A 14,207-nucleotide genomic window follows, 5' to 3' on the forward strand; every position below is an offset into this window, starting at 1 on the left:
CCGAACCTATTTCACAACCAGAATGTCGCAGTCCGTGTTCCGCAGCAGGAACGTGGAGATCGACCCCAGCAGCGCGTACTTGATGGATGACAGCCCGCGTGCGCCGCACAGCACGAGGTCCGGCTGGATCACGTCGAGCATCTCGTCCTTGAGCGTCTCGCGGATGCGTCCAGCGCGGATGACGACTTCGACCTCGGGGATGTCCGGGTTGGCCTCGGCTTCGGCCACCTGGTCCGCGATGGAGCTGCGGAAGGCGGTTTCTAGGCCGTTGACCAGGTCGACGGGGTAGGAACCGGCGGATTCGAGCGCGGTCGAGTCGATGACGTGGCCGATGACGAGTTTCGCGTTGTTGTTCGCCGCGACCTTGATGGCGCGTGCCAGCACGAAGTCTTGCTGCTCGGTGCCGTCGAGCGAGACAAAGATCTTGGAATACCCTTCGTTCATAAGATCCTCCTGTCAACCGGTGGCCGGCGAGCGTTTGCTGGTCACCAACGTTTGCTGACGCTTTACCTAGCTAAACATATACCCATATGTTGCATGGGAACCTCTCTATTCCGTGAACGAATCCGCATTTTTCTTGCAGCGGCTCCGCCTGGGCGATAATGAATGACACGTTCAAACATATTGTGCGGGTCCGCATCGCTGGGTATTCGGGCGCGCCGTCGATTGGAGGCGCCGATGGACATCGTCGAGCTGCTTAAGTCTGCGTTCCTCGGCTTGGTCGAGGGCATCACGGAGTGGTTGCCCATCTCGTCGACCGGCCACATGATCTTGGTCGACGAGTTCATCAAGCTCAACGTGACCGAGGAATTCTGGAACATGTTCCTGGTCGTCATTCAGCTGGGCGCCATCCTGGCGGTGTGCGTGCTGTTCTTCCGCGATCTCATCCCCTTCGGTTTCGGCAAGGACCGCGAGGAGCGCCGCAGCACTTGGAGCCTGTGGGGCAAGATCATCGTGGGCTGCCTCCCCGCGGCGATCATCGGTATCCCGCTCGACGATTTCATGGAAGAGCATCTCTACAGCTCGACGGTCGTCGCCGCCGCGCTCATCGTGTACGGCATCGCGTTCATCCTCATCGAGAACTGGCGCGCGAAGAAGCTCGCGGCGCGCCTCGCCTCTGGTCGGCCTGCTCCGGGCGCTCGCCCCGCCGGCGCGCATTTTGCGGCGTCCCCTGCCGTCGCCGACGCCACGCCCGAAAGCGACTTCGGTTCCATCACCTCGCTGGACGACCTGTCGTATAAGACCGCGCTGGGCATCGGCTGCTTCCAGGTGCTCTCGCTTATCCCCGGAACCTCGCGCTCCGGTTCCACCATCATCGGCGGCCTGCTGCTGGGCACCACGCGTTCCGTTGCGGCCAAGTTCACGTTCTTCCTGGCTATACCCGTCATGTTCGGCGCTAGCTTTCTCAAGCTCGTGAAGTTCTTCCTCAAGGGCGGCGTGTTCGACCCCAGCGGTCTGGCCATCCTCGGCGTGGGTTGCGCCGTGGCCTTCATCGTGTCGCTGCTCGCCATCAAGTGGCTCATGGGCTTCGTCCGCCGTCACGATTTCAAGGTGTTCGGTGTCTACCGCATCGTGCTGGGCGTGATCGTGCTGGCGTACTTCTTCGGCATCGCGCCGGCGCTCGGGTTGGCGTAGGCGCTCTTCATACGGGAAAGCGCGAACGAGCGCGCGGGGCCGCAGGACGTAAGGTGCCTGCGGTCCCGCTGCGTTTGGGAGTCTTTTACAGCGTGTAGCTGCTGTTATACTTTTACGAGTGTTTTCCATACGAGGAACACAATGTGCCCGCGTTCTGCTATGGTGAAGCAGTTTTTTGTTCGCCATAGAAGGGTAACGCATGGACAAATTCTTCAAGTTCACGGAGCGTGGCTCCAGCCTGGGCACCGAGGTCCGCGCTGGTATCACCACGTTCCTCGCGATGGCATACATCATCGCGGTCAACCCCGCGCTGCTCTCGGCGGCCGGCATCCCGGTCTCCGCAGCCGTCACCTCCACCTGCTTTGCCGCGGGTATCATGACCATCCTCATGGGCCTGTTCTCCAACCGTCCGCTCGCCTGCGCCTCCGGCATGGGCATCAACGCGGTCGTGGCGTTCTCGCTCACCGCTGCCGCCGGCGGCGACTGGAAGGTTGCCATGGCCGTCATCCTGCTCGAGGGCCTGGTTATCCTGGCGCTTGTGCTGTGCGGCCTTCGCGAGGCTATCATGGACGCCGTGCCCGTTTCGCTGCGCCACGCCATCGCCGTGGGCCTGGGCATCTTCATCGCCCTGCTCGGCCTTATCAACGGCGGCATCGTGGTGAACGATGAAGCCACCCTCATCACCTTCGGCTCGGTGTACGACCCGGTCTTCCTCGTCGGCATGATCTCCGTCGTGGTCACCTTCATGCTCTATGTGTTCAAGATCAAGGGCTATATCCTGTGGGGCATCATCATCGCTGCCGTCGTGGGCATTCCCCTGGGCGTCACCGCCCTGCCCGAGGGCATCGTCTCCATGCCCGATTTCACCACGTTCGGCGCACCCTTCCAGCAGGCTGCCGATGGTTCCGGCATGGCTATCGTCAAGGTGTTCGTGAACCCCACGCTGCTGGTGTTCGTCTTCTCCATCATGCTTTCCGACTTCTTCGATACCATGGGCACCGCCGTGGCCGTGGGCAAGCAGGGCGACTTCCTCGATGAGGACGGCAACGTCAAGGACATCCGTCCGATCCTGATCGTGGACTCGCTGGCCGCGTCCGTGGGCGGCCTGCTGGGCGCTTCTTCCTGCACCACCTTCGTCGAGTCCTCCGCCGGCGCCGCCGACGGCGGCCGCACCGGCCTGTCCTCCATCGTGACCGGCATCATCTTCCTGCTCGCTGCGTTCTTCTCGCCGCTGGTGGGCATGATCGCCGCGCCCGCGACCTGTGGCGCGCTGGTCATGGTTGGCTTCCTGATGATGAACGTCGTGGCGGACATCGACTTCACCAACCCGCTCGACGGCATCCCCGCCTTCATGACCATCATCGGCATCCCGCTGACCTACTCGATCTCCATCGGTATCGGCTTGGGCTTCCTCACCTACACCGTGATGGCCGCCTGCACCGGTAACATCAAGAAGATCAAGCCGCTCACCTGGGTGGTCGACATCGCCTTCATCATCTCGTTCATGATCGCCTAGCAAGCGCGAACAACGAGTTACACTCCGTGCCCTGGCACGCCCTTCTGCGGCGTGCCAGGGCTTCTTTTGCGATAATGGGCGCTATAGTTTCGTTTGGTTGATTATCATTCGCTTGATCGCTGCAGATAATATACAGAATTCTCTATATAACACTATTGCGTAAGCAATTCGTAAAGTGTTATTCGCGTAGACGCCATTGGGACTCTACTGTGATAAAGTGACCTCACTCGTTAATGATTGGAGGTCAGATTGATTCGCTATCTTGAAAGCAATCTCTTAAGAGACAGGGGCATATGGATAGGCGTGGTGATTTTATGCGTAATTGGACTTATGCCGTTTCTTCTTGCTACTCCGACGAGCAATTATAATTTTTCGCCAGAGCGCTTTAAAATGGAGCAGCAGATCCTATCGGATGGGATGCTTGCGGGCGCATATGATACTGCTCCCTCTGGTCTGCAGGAGCTGCTTGGGCGTGAATCCGAGGCGTACGGTAGGATTTTGGCGCAAAGTCCAGGGTCTGTTCTGTATTACAAGGCTGTAGACGACCTGGAGGGGCTCCAGGCTGAAGAGCGTGGTGCGGGGTATCTTGTCGGCGACGATGGCGTGGGCGATTTCTGTGCCTCTATTGCTGGGCGCCTTTCGGATATGAGAGAGCCTGGGTTGTTTGCCTCGGCTCGAGAGCTGCCTGCAGCGTATTACCTTTCTTTCTTGTTTTCACAAGTGCCGTCACCGGTCTTCTTTTGTCTTGCATTTTTGGTTTGCTGGAAGAGTCGGTCGGTTTGGATGTCTACATCCATTCTGTTTCGATCTCCAATACCGGCAGGCAGGCGGTATTTCACGTACCTCTTGCTATCGATAGGGAATTCTGTCGTTTTATATAGCGCGGTCGTCTTCATCATCTGCCTTCCGGCGTTGGCGTATAACGGAATCGGCTACCTTGAGTACCCGGTGGCTATGCTCCAGGGCGGCGGGGTGACCGAGAGTACCGTCGGACTCTCTCTTGCCCAATCTTTTACGTCAGTTTTGCTGGTTTCCAGTTTGAGCGCGGCTCTGATGGGCCTATTTCTCAGGTGCGATGGCTGGGCTTTTGTCTCCCTCCTCATCCTTGTAGGTTTTTCTTTGCTTCCAATGACCCCTCTTTTCTTTGGTCTTGGAGATGCAGCGATGGGGGCTTTTTATTCTTCTCCTCTTGCTGTGTTTGATTTCAACCGAGTGTTCGGCGGCTTTTCGTATGTTGCTGATATCGAGAATGCTCACATCTTGATCGACTTGGATTTGATCTTGTTTACCGCCTGCGCATTTGTGATTGCATGTGTTCTGCTTGGGGTGGTTGTATGTGCTGCATATAAGGGGGGTCGTAGAAATGCTGCTACTTGAGGATGTTTCCATTAAGCGAGGCGGTCATTCTTGTCATGTGGAGAAGCTTCATTTGAAACCAGGTACCGCTCTTGGGCTTGTAGGTCCAAATGGATCGGGTAAAACAACCTTCATGAACGCGCTCGTCGCCGCTCCGGGAATTCGGATTTGCGGGAAAGTCGAAGCCGATGGAGCTGGTTACGGAAGCTATTCGGGCTATCTTGCTCATTTCTTTTACTCCGCAGGAACCGGACGCGATTTATACCGAAGGCTGACCGTGCGGGAGACTCTGGAGCTAGTTCGATCTGCCTGGAAATCGCATTCCGATGTTGATAGTACGCTGCAGCTGTTCCACATGGAAGCGTACTCCAACAAAAGGGTCGAGGCTCTTTCGCAGGGGCAGGAGCAGATTCTCTACCTGTCTCTAGCATGGATATCAGATGCGCCGTACGTGCTGCTTGATGAGCCGATGAATGCACTGGATCCCATTCGATCTCGGCTCGCATGTCGGATCGTTCTCGATTTAAAGCAGCAGGGGAAGGGCGTGATCATTTCATCGCACATCATGAGCGATATCGATGCGTTATGCGATTCTGTTGCTTTTCTAGTGGATGGCGAACTCCGCTTAGAGGAGGTGACGGACAGCAGGGAGCGCTATCTACAGCTGTACTCGTAGATGACAATCATCTTTCTATGGAAGAAGTGACAACAAGTGTGAGTACAGGGTCTGGTGAGCGGGCTCGGTGGGACCTGGGCGATATAGCCTGCCGCACGCATCTTCTGAAATGAGAGCTCTTGTAGACGGGATGGCTGTCAACGGACGGTCATCCCGTATTATTTCAAAAGAGTAGAAATGCATCGCGACCGTAGGTGTCGCCACGAAGGAGGGAAGACTGTGAACATCCAGATCTTCGGGACCAAGAAGAGTTTCGACACCAAGAAGGCGCAGCGCTGGTTCAAGGAGCGCCGCATCACGTTCCAGTTCATCGACCTTAAGGAGAAGGGGATGAGCAAAGGTGAGCTCGAGAGCGTGATGCGCTGCGTGGGCGGCATCGACGGCGTGCTTGATGCAGGTGCCAAGGACCAAGACACCGTGGCGCTCATCACCTACCTGGCCGAGAGCCAGAAGTTCGAGAAGCTGTTGGAGAACCAGCAGGTGCTGCGCGAGCCCATCGTGCGCAATGGGCGGCAGGCCACCGTGGGTTACCAGCCCGATGTATGGGGCGGCTGGGAGTAGCTCGCAAGTGGGACGCGTGCGGGAGCTGTGACGAACGGGCGCGGTGCGCGAGACGACGGGCGCGCGGGCATGGCGTTGGCGCGGGAGCCGTCGCGGCGGAGGCGGAGTCGCGTGGGAAAACGGTAGGCGCGCCCGCGTGCGGCGGACGCGTTGGTACGGCTCGGTATACTAAGTGGGTTCAAATGAGGGGTCTGCTCGCATGCGGGCGGGCCGCGTGAATGAGTCCAAGGAGTGTCCATGCCTCGCCAGCCGTATCCGTGGGAGAAGAATATGAGTGCCCAGCAGGGCGAAGCCGAACAGCCGACGCGCCCCGCGTATCCGTGGGAGAAGGCCTCGCCTGCGTCGCCGTCGCGTCCTGCTGCCGCCCCGGCGCCCCGGGCGGTTCAGGGCTCGCTGTTCGGCGATGCAGCGCCCTCGCCGACGCCCGAGCCGCTGCCGTGGCAGACGGCTGCCCCCGCGCCTGCTGCGGCTCCGACGCCGTTACCGTGGGAGGCGCCCGCGCCCGTGCCGGCGGCCCCGGAGCCCGACCTCGTGCCGCTCGATGCCTATGGCGCCGCCCCCGAGGCAGCCGCGCCGCGCCCGCGCCCGCAGCTGCCGAAGGTGGATATCGACTCGCTCAACCCCGCGCAGCGCGAGGCCGTTACCACCACCGAGGGCCCGCTGCTGGTGCTCGCCGGCGCCGGCTCCGGCAAGACGCGCGTGCTCACCTTTCGCATCGCGCATATGATCGCCGACCTGGGTGTGCGCCCCTGGCAGATCCTCGCCATCACCTTCACCAACAAGGCCGCGGCCGAGATGCGCGAGCGCCTGGGCGCCCTTCTGCCCGACGCCACGCGCGGCATGTGGGTGTGCACCTTCCATGCCATGTGCGTCCGCATCCTGCGCGAGGACGCGGACCTGCTGGGCTACTCCGGGCAGTTCACCATCTACGATGATGACGATTCCCGCCGCATGGTGCGCGAGATCATGCAGGGCCTCGACATCGACCAGAAGAACTTCCCCATTAACATGATTCGCGGCAAGATCTCTGCCGCCAAGAACGCCATGGTGGGCCCCGAGGAGATGCTCGAGCGCGCCGACGATCCCAAGGAGCGCAAGGCCGCCCAGGTCTACCTGGAGCTGGAGCGCCGCCTTCGCGCCGCCAACGCCATGGACTTCGACGATCTGCTCGTGCGCACGCTCGAGCTGTTCCGCACGCGCCCCGAGGTACTGGAGAAGTACCAGGAGCGGTTCCGCTACATCAGCGTCGACGAGTACCAGGACACCAACCACGTCCAGTACGAGATCGCCAACCTGCTTGCCGCCAAGTACCAAAACCTCATGGTCGTGGGCGACGACGACCAGTCCATCTACAGCTGGCGCGGCGCCGACATCTCCAACATCCTCGATTTCGAGAAGGACTTCTCTCAGGCCAAGGTGGTCAAGCTCGAGCAGAACTACCGCTCTACCGGGCACATCCTCAACGCGGCGAACGCCGTGGTGCGCAACAACTCGCGCCGCAAGGACAAGCGCCTCTTCACGGCGCTGGGCGACGGCGAGAAGATCCAGGCGTACCAGGCCGGTGACGAGCGCGACGAGGGCCGCTGGATCGCGGGCGAGATCGACAAGCAGCACGACGCGGGCGTGAGCTACGACGACATGGCCGTGTTCTACCGCACCAACGCGCAGTCGCGCGTGCTGGAAGATATGTTCCTGCGCGCCGGCGTGCCGTATAAGATCGTGGGCGGCGCGCGATTCTTCGACCGCGCCGAGATTCGCGACGTGATGGCCTATCTCAAGATGATCGTGAACCCGGCGGACGAGATGAGCGTGAAGCGCGTGATCAACACGCCGCGCCGCGGCATCGGTTCCAGCTCCATCGAGAAGATCGAGCAGCTTGCGGCCGAGAACGGATGCTCGTTCTTCCAGGCCTGCGAGCTCGCGTGCGCCGAGACCGGGCGCTTCACGGCCAAGGTGCGCAACGCTCTGGGCGCCTTCGTGAACATCGTGCGCGAGGGGCGCCGCATGGACGGCGAACTCAAAGACGTGGTGGATGCCATCGTCGATCGTTCCGGTCTCATCCAGGCGTTTCGCGCCGAGGGTACCATGGAGGCCGAGGGCCGCATGGAGAACATCCAGGAATTCCTGGGCGTTGCGGCGGAATTCGAGGAGACGCACGACGACATCGAGGGTACGCTGGAGAGCTTGGCCGAGCTGCGTGCCGCGGGCCTGGCCGATGTACCGCAGGACGTTCCCGCAGGCGCGGTTGGCGCGGTGAGTGCCGCGGCGCTGCCCACGGGCGCCGGCATGCCGCTCAACGCCGCCCTGGCATCGGCGGGCTCCGCGCTCGGGGGCGTACCGGCCGATCCCGCCATGGAGCCGGCGGGCGAGGGGCCCAATGCGGCCGTCATCGCCGCGGCCGAGCTCGAGCGCACGTACGGACCGCTGGCGTGCAAGGCGCTGCCGGCGCTGCTCGAGTGGTTGGCCCTTCGTAGCGACCTCGACTCCCTTGCCGGCGACTCGCATGCCATCACCATGATGACCGTGCACTCGGCCAAGGGGCTGGAGTTCCCCGTGGTCTTCGTGGCGGGCATGGAGGAGAGCATCTTCCCGCATGTGGGCGGTTTCGGGGGAGACGACGATCCGGGCAAGCTCGAGGAGGAGCGTCGCCTGGCCTACGTCGCTATCACGCGTGCGCGCAAGCGCCTGTTCCTCACCTACGCGGCGACGCGCCGTACCTACGGTTCGACGCAGGCGAATCCGCGTTCGCGCTTCATCAACGAGATCCCCGCCGAGGACATCGAGTTCTCCGGCGTTGGTTCGGCCGGTTTCGAGGGCGTGGGCTGGGAGAAGCGCGGCGATCGTCGCGGAACCTACGGTTCCGGCACCGGCAGCGAGTACGGTGGCAGCGTCTTTGGCTCGTATACGCGCTCGACCGGTCGTACGCAGCGCCGCACGGGCGTGAGTCCGGACGCCGGGCGCAAGCCCGCGACCTTCGGGTCGGGCTCCGGCGCCGCGCGGCCGCGCAAGGCTGCCGCCACGCCCGCGGTCGAGCAGCGTCGACCCGATGCGGCGAAGGCCGCCGAGACCTTCGCGCCGGGCGACCACGTGAGCCATAAGACGTTCGGTCCGGGTACGGTCGTGTCGGCATCCGGCGACATGATCGAGGTGCAGTTCGAGAAAAGCGGGCAGACGAAGAAGCTTATGAAGGGGTTCGCTCCCATCGTCAAACTCTAGGGCGGCTTCCCCGGGCACCGCATCTCGGCCTTCAAGCGGGGGACGCGCCACCCTAAGGTGCGCCCCCGCTTTCGGACCGATCCGCGGCACCTAGGAAACCTGCTGGCGTTACGGGTGGGCGGTTTCTGATACCGTTTGTGGAACCAGTAGGGCCTTTCGCCGAAAATGTGCATTGCTATCTGCTTTATACCAATAACCTAGATTGGATTACCTATGTGAACGCTGCGCCCTGGAGGGTGGGGCGGTGAGGTGTTCGCAGATTGGAGTAAGGCATGCACATGTCTGGAAAGGGCGCGCGTTTCTCGCTGACGCGCATGGTCGCTGCGGTTGCAGTGGCTGTGGCGTTCGCGCTGCTCGCCGTTCCGCTCGGGGTGGCCTACGCGGCTGACACCGTAGTGGACACGGTGGGCGTGAACCACGTGCGCACGGCCACGATGGAGGCAAGCGCTTCCGAGGCGCCGACGCTCGGTGCCGAGAAGGCCAACGATGGAAGCAAGGAGAAGGCTTCCCGTTGGTCCAGCGGTACCCAGGTGCCCGCCAAGGACGACAAGACGTTCCTTTCGGCAACGTTCAAGGTCCCGACGCTCATCAAGCGCGTCGAGGTGACGTTCGAGAACCGCGACGTCGACATCAAGCCCAGCAACGTTAAGGGCTTCGAGCTGCAGTATCAGGATGCGAACAGCTCCGAGTGGAAGACCGCCCAGGTTGTGAGCAACAAGACCAGCGGCTCGACCGGCGGCTTCGCCACCGAGGTCACCGTCGACCTCAAGACCGCTATTACGGCCAAGGCTATCCGTCTGACCAAGTTCGATGTTGCTGCCGGTTCCACCGAGTGGAACGGCGTGTCCGTCGTCGAGCTCGAGGCGTATTCCAACGAGAAGCTCGATATCGAGGAGACTGCCGACGTCAACCACGTTCGTAAGTCCACGATGTCCGCAAGCGGCCAGGAGGCCCCGACCCTCACCCCCGACAAGGCGGGCGACGGCGACAAGGGCACCCGTTGGTCCAGCGGCGAGCAGAAGCCCGGCAAGGACGAGCGCACCTACCTGGTCTCCACGTTCGAGAAGGCCACCAAGGTCCGCTTCTTCAAGGTTCAGTTCGAGGATCGCGGCTCCAACCCCGTTGCCCCCAGCAACGTGAAGGCGTTCGACATCCAGTACAAGGCTCCCGGTAGCGATGCCTGGACGAAGCTCCAGACCGTTACCAATAAGAAGAGCGGCGAGGGCTACACCCCCAACGTCGACGTCTTGCTGAGCGAGGACGTCGTCGCGACGGCCGTCCGTCTGACCAATTTCGATATCGCTGCGGGCACGAGCCCGTGGAACGGCGTGTCCGTCGTCGAGCTCGAGGCGTACTCGAACGACCGCACCGCCGTGAAGACGCTCGACCAGGTCGTATCCGAGATCGCCAACAACGTGACCGTTGAGGCCGATGCCGCGCAGCTGCCGAAGCCCGTCGTTCCCGAGGGCTTCACCGTCGCGCTGAACGGCTGCGATTTCGAGCAGGTCGTCGCTGCGGACCGCACCGTCGTGCATCCGCTCACCGACAAGGACGTCAAGATCTCCTGGACCGTTACGGAGACCAAGACCGGCGCCAAGAAGACCACGGGCGACCTCAACTACGTGATCAAGGGCAAGAATACCCAGGCCGAGGGCAAGAACGCCCGTCCCGTGGTGGTCCCCGAGATCCAGGAGTGGTTCTCCAACTCCACCGCCAAGGTTGCGCTGAGCAAGCTCACCAAGGTGACCTACCAGGCTGACGAGCTCGAGGCCGTCGTCGAGGAGTTCGTTGCCGACTACAAGGACTTCACCGGCACCGAGCTCAAGGTCGTGAAGGGTGCCGCCCAGGCCGGCGCCTTCAACTTCACCTTCGGCGCGCCCGAGGGCGATAAGATCCTCGGCGACGAGGGCTACACGATGGACATCCAGGCCGACCGCATCAACGTGCAGTCGCAGTCCGTCACCGGCAACATGTACGGCATGCAGACCATCCTGCAGATGACCAAGACCGAGACCGATGGCTTCCCCGTCGGCCAGATGCGCGATTATCCGCGCTTCCCGATCCGTGGTTTCATGTGGGACATCGCGCGCAAGCCCATCTCGCTCGAAATGGTCGAGATGACCGCCCGCACCATGCGTTACTACAAGATGAACGACTTCCAGCTTCATCTGTCCGACAACCTGATCTTCCTGGAGAACTACAAGTCCGACGACGAGGCTCTGGAGAAGGCGTACGCTGCGTTCCGTCTGGAGAGCAGCGTGAAGAACGAGAAGACCGGCGAGACCGCTACGGCGAAGGACTACTTCATCACCAAGGATGAGATGCGTTCCTTCATCAAGACGCAGCGCTCCTACGGCATGAACATCGTTCCCGAGATCGATATGCCCGCGCACGCCGTCGCGTTCACGCGTGCATTCCCCGAGCTCGCCGTTATGGACGCGACGGTCACCACGCGTCCTGCCGACCGTTGGGCCGTCGACCACCTGGATCTTCGCAACCCGAAGACCATGCCTTTCATCAAGAGCATCTTCGACGATTACACCACGGGCGATAACGAGGTCTTCGACGACGAGACCGTCGTGCACATCGGTGCCGACGAGTTCATCATCCCCAACGGCCGTCCGGTGTACTGCGAGTTCTACAACGACCTCGTTCCGCACCTGCAGGCTAACGGCAACACGCCGCGCGTGTGGGGCAGCTTCGACAGCTCCTGGCTCGCGGGCGGCGGCACCGAGCCGGCCGACGGCTCCGTGCTGTGCACCGGTGTCCAGATGGATATCTGGTCGCTTGGCTGGGCTAACCCCATCCGTATGCACCAGAAGGGCTTCTCGCTCATCAACATCCTGGATAGCTACGGCTACATGGTTCCCAACGGCGGCGGCAACCGCGGCGCCTATGGTGACTACCTGAACACGAAGAGCCTCTACAAGAGCTTCGATCCCAACAACTTCGGCGGTAGGGTCCTCCCCGCCAGCGATCCGAAGATCCTGGGTGCCGAGTTCGCCATCTGGAACGACAACATCGATACCAACGCCTGCGGTCTCACCGAGGCCGACGAGTACGCGCGCTTCTTCGATGCGATGCCGGTCTACGCCGAGAACAACTGGGCTCCCACCGGTCAGGAGAAGGGTGCCGGCGACGAGGGCTTCAACAAGCTGTACGAGATCGTCGAGACCACCGGCGATGCTCCGCGCGTGAACCCCTACAGCAAGGTGTCCAAGAAGGGTGACACCTACGCCGAGTACACCTTCGAGAACGGTCTGAAGGATTCCAGCCAGAACGGCCGCAACCTCACCGAGGGCGCCAAGGCACAGGTCAAGAAGGGCGAGCTCGTCCTCGAGGGCGGCGCTTCCTACGTGACCTCCCCGATCCAGAAGATCGCCACCGGCACCGAGCTGTCCTTCGACATCACGCTCGATGAGCCCGCCTGCCCCGGCGACGTCCTCTTCGAGGCCGACGCCCCGTACGGCACCCTCGACATCCGCGTGATGGACAACGGCAAGCTCGGCTTCACCCGCGAGCTGTACGATTACTACTTCGATTACAAGCTCCCGGTGGGCAAGAAGGTCAGCATCATGCTGCGCGCCGAGACCCAGAAGACGACGCTCTTCGTTGACGGCGAGAAGGTCGGCACCGCAACCGGTCGCTTCTTCGATCACGACATGGTGAAGAAGGACGGCATCGAGCACGCCACCCTGACCATGCCGCTCGAGCGCATCGGCTCCAAGGAGAACGGCATCGCCGCTCGCATCGACAACGTCGTGGTGAAGCCTGCTCAGGCTGAAGAGGCTGTCGACCAGTACAACAAGGCTGCCTGGAAGGGCAAGACCAACTCCCAGACCCTCACGGGCGAGAGCGCTGGCGGCCACATCGAGCATGCGTTCGACAACAATGCGTCTACGATCTGGCATTCCAACTGGAAGGCCGCCACGAGCGATAACGTCAACGGCAGCCTGAAGGTCACGCCCATGATCTGGGCCGAGATCGACTTCGGCAAGGGTTATGAGATCAACCAGTTCTCGTTCACCCCGCGCCAGGACGGCACCGGCAGCGGTCGCATCACCAAGGCCAGCCTGTTCCTCAAGAAGTCTGCTGACGGCGAGTTCGAGAAGGTCGCTACCGATCAGGTCTTCGCAAATGATTCCAAGAAGAAGGTCTTCACGTTCGACACCCAGAAGGTATACGGCGTGAGGCTCGAGATCACCGATGCCAACGAGCACGGTAACAACAAGTACGTTGCCGTCTCCGAGTTCGATATCGCCAACAAGCCGGTTCCCACCAACACCGTCTACGTTGCCGCTAACAGCTACGCTGCGGCCGAGGACGGCACGCTCGATCTTGCCACCGGCAAGCCCGTCGACGGCGTCGTGACCGGCACCGGCAAGGACCTGGACGATTCCAAGTCCGTGTACCGCGCCGAGGTCAAGGCCGGCAGCGAGCTCACCATGACCGCGAAGCCCGGCGAGAAGCTGGAGTTCGTGGGCTGGTTCGCTCCGTGCTCCGATGAGCCCGTGTCCGAGGACCTGGCCTACAAGGTTCCCACCGCCTACAACGTTGCGCTCGAGGCCCGCTTCAAGCGCGTCGACGGCGGCGTGACCCCCGAGCCCAAGCCCGAGACGTTCACCGTGACGTTCAAGGCCGACGGCAAGGTCGTCGAGACCCAGACGGTCGAGGAGGGCAAGGTCGCTACCAAGCCCGCAACCGATCCGGTGAAGGACGGCTACACGTTCGTGGCCTGGCAGCTCGACGGCAAGGACTTCGACTTCTCCACCAAGGTGACCTCCGACCTGGAGCTCGTCGCCAAGTTCCAGAAGAACGAGGATCCGAAGCCTCCGGTCGACCCCGACAAGCCGGTCGATCCCGACAAGCCCGTGAACCCGGACAAGCCCGTGAACCCGGACAAGCCGGCCAAGCCCGGTAAGCCCGACGGCGGCAACAAGGGCGACTCGCTCGTCCAGACCGGCGACGCCTCCATGGCCATTGCAGCCCTCTCCATGCTGGGCGGCAGCGGCCTGCTGGCAGCTGGCTACGCGCGCGCTCGTCGCCGCAAGTAAGCCCAGCGCCTAGGCGCCGTGCTTATATAAAGCAATAGGGATGGAGCCCTCGGGTTCCATCCCTATTTTTATGGCTCGCGGTCCTGCGAACATCCCCTGCATGCGAATCCTCTTCGTGGTCGCCCAACATGGCGGCGATGCGAAAACGAGCCGCGCCCGCATCGCGATGGCGACATGCGGGCGCGGCTCGTAT

General features: G+C 61.9%; 8 protein-coding genes. 7 read left to right on the forward strand and 1 reads right to left on the reverse strand.

The annotated features are described in order from the left end of the window. Nucleotides 1-6: 6 nt before the first annotated feature. Nucleotides 7-444: a universal stress protein gene (locus E4J93_RS05455; RefSeq protein ID WP_147588456.1), complete on the reverse strand. Its 438-nt coding sequence runs from the start codon at nt 442-444 to the stop codon at nt 7-9. 234 nt (nt 445-678) lie between these two features. Here E4J93_RS05455 and E4J93_RS05460 point away from each other — a divergent pair, with 234 nt between their 5' ends. The 7 genes from E4J93_RS05460 (at nt 679) to E4J93_RS05490 (ending at nt 14,014) form a co-directional block, all read left to right on the forward strand. Continuing rightward, complete coding sequence (locus tag E4J93_RS05460; protein WP_147588457.1) at nt 679-1,635, forward strand: undecaprenyl-diphosphate phosphatase; 957 nt, start codon at nt 679-681, stop codon at nt 1,633-1,635. 199 nt (nt 1,636-1,834) lie between these two features. Further along, nucleotides 1,835-3,151 (forward strand): NCS2 family permease, encoded by a 1,317-nt coding sequence (locus tag E4J93_RS05465; RefSeq protein ID WP_147588458.1) that lies wholly within the window; start codon nt 1,835-1,837, stop codon nt 3,149-3,151. A gap of 249 nt (nt 3,152-3,400) precedes the next feature. Beyond that, nucleotides 3,401-4,528, forward strand: a complete 1,128-nt coding sequence (locus E4J93_RS05470) for a hypothetical protein (protein ID WP_147588459.1) — start codon at nt 3,401-3,403, stop codon at nt 4,526-4,528. Beyond that, a complete protein-coding gene (locus E4J93_RS05475; protein WP_147588460.1) occupies nt 4,515-5,183 on the forward strand; it encodes an ATP-binding cassette domain-containing protein in 669 nt (222 codons plus the stop codon). The genes E4J93_RS05470 and E4J93_RS05475 overlap by 14 nt, the downstream gene beginning before the upstream one ends. Nucleotides 5,184-5,402: 219 nt before the next feature. Continuing rightward, the gene (locus tag E4J93_RS05480) at nt 5,403-5,744 is read left to right on the forward strand and encodes an arsenate reductase family protein (RefSeq protein WP_147588461.1); all 342 of its coding nucleotides are present in this window, start codon (nt 5,403-5,405) and stop codon (nt 5,742-5,744) included. A 237-nt stretch (nt 5,745-5,981) separates the two neighbouring features. Beyond that, a complete protein-coding gene (locus E4J93_RS05485; protein WP_255431932.1) occupies nt 5,982-8,960 on the forward strand; it encodes an ATP-dependent helicase in 2,979 nt (992 codons plus the stop codon). A gap of 272 nt (nt 8,961-9,232) precedes the next feature. Continuing rightward, nucleotides 9,233-14,014, forward strand: coding sequence for a discoidin domain-containing protein (locus E4J93_RS05490; protein ID WP_147588462.1), 4,782 nt, complete (start codon nt 9,233-9,235; stop codon nt 14,012-14,014). Nucleotides 14,015-14,207: the final 193 nt, after the last annotated feature.

It is taken from the genome of Collinsella sp. BA40 (assembly GCF_008014645.1).
Classification (GTDB): Bacteria; Actinomycetota; Coriobacteriia; order Coriobacteriales; family Coriobacteriaceae; genus Collinsella.

Excerpts from the sequence above, each read along its gene's own strand:
- E4J93_RS05455 (WP_147588456.1), bottom strand. The coding sequence starts at position 444 with ATGAACGAAGGGTATTCCAAGATCTTTGTCTCGCTCGACGGCACCGAG.
- E4J93_RS05460 (WP_147588457.1), top strand. The coding sequence starts at position 679 with ATGGACATCGTCGAGCTGCTTAAGTCTGCGTTCCTCGGCTTGGTCGAG.
- E4J93_RS05465 (WP_147588458.1), top strand. The coding sequence starts at position 1,835 with ATGGACAAATTCTTCAAGTTCACGGAGCGTGGCTCCAGCCTGGGCACC.
- E4J93_RS05475 (WP_147588460.1), top strand. The coding sequence starts at position 4,515 with ATGCTGCTACTTGAGGATGTTTCCATTAAGCGAGGCGGTCATTCTTGT.
- E4J93_RS05485 (WP_255431932.1), top strand. The coding sequence starts at position 5,982 with ATGCCTCGCCAGCCGTATCCGTGGGAGAAGAATATGAGTGCCCAGCAG.
- E4J93_RS05490 (WP_147588462.1), top strand. The coding sequence starts at position 9,233 with ATGCACATGTCTGGAAAGGGCGCGCGTTTCTCGCTGACGCGCATGGTC.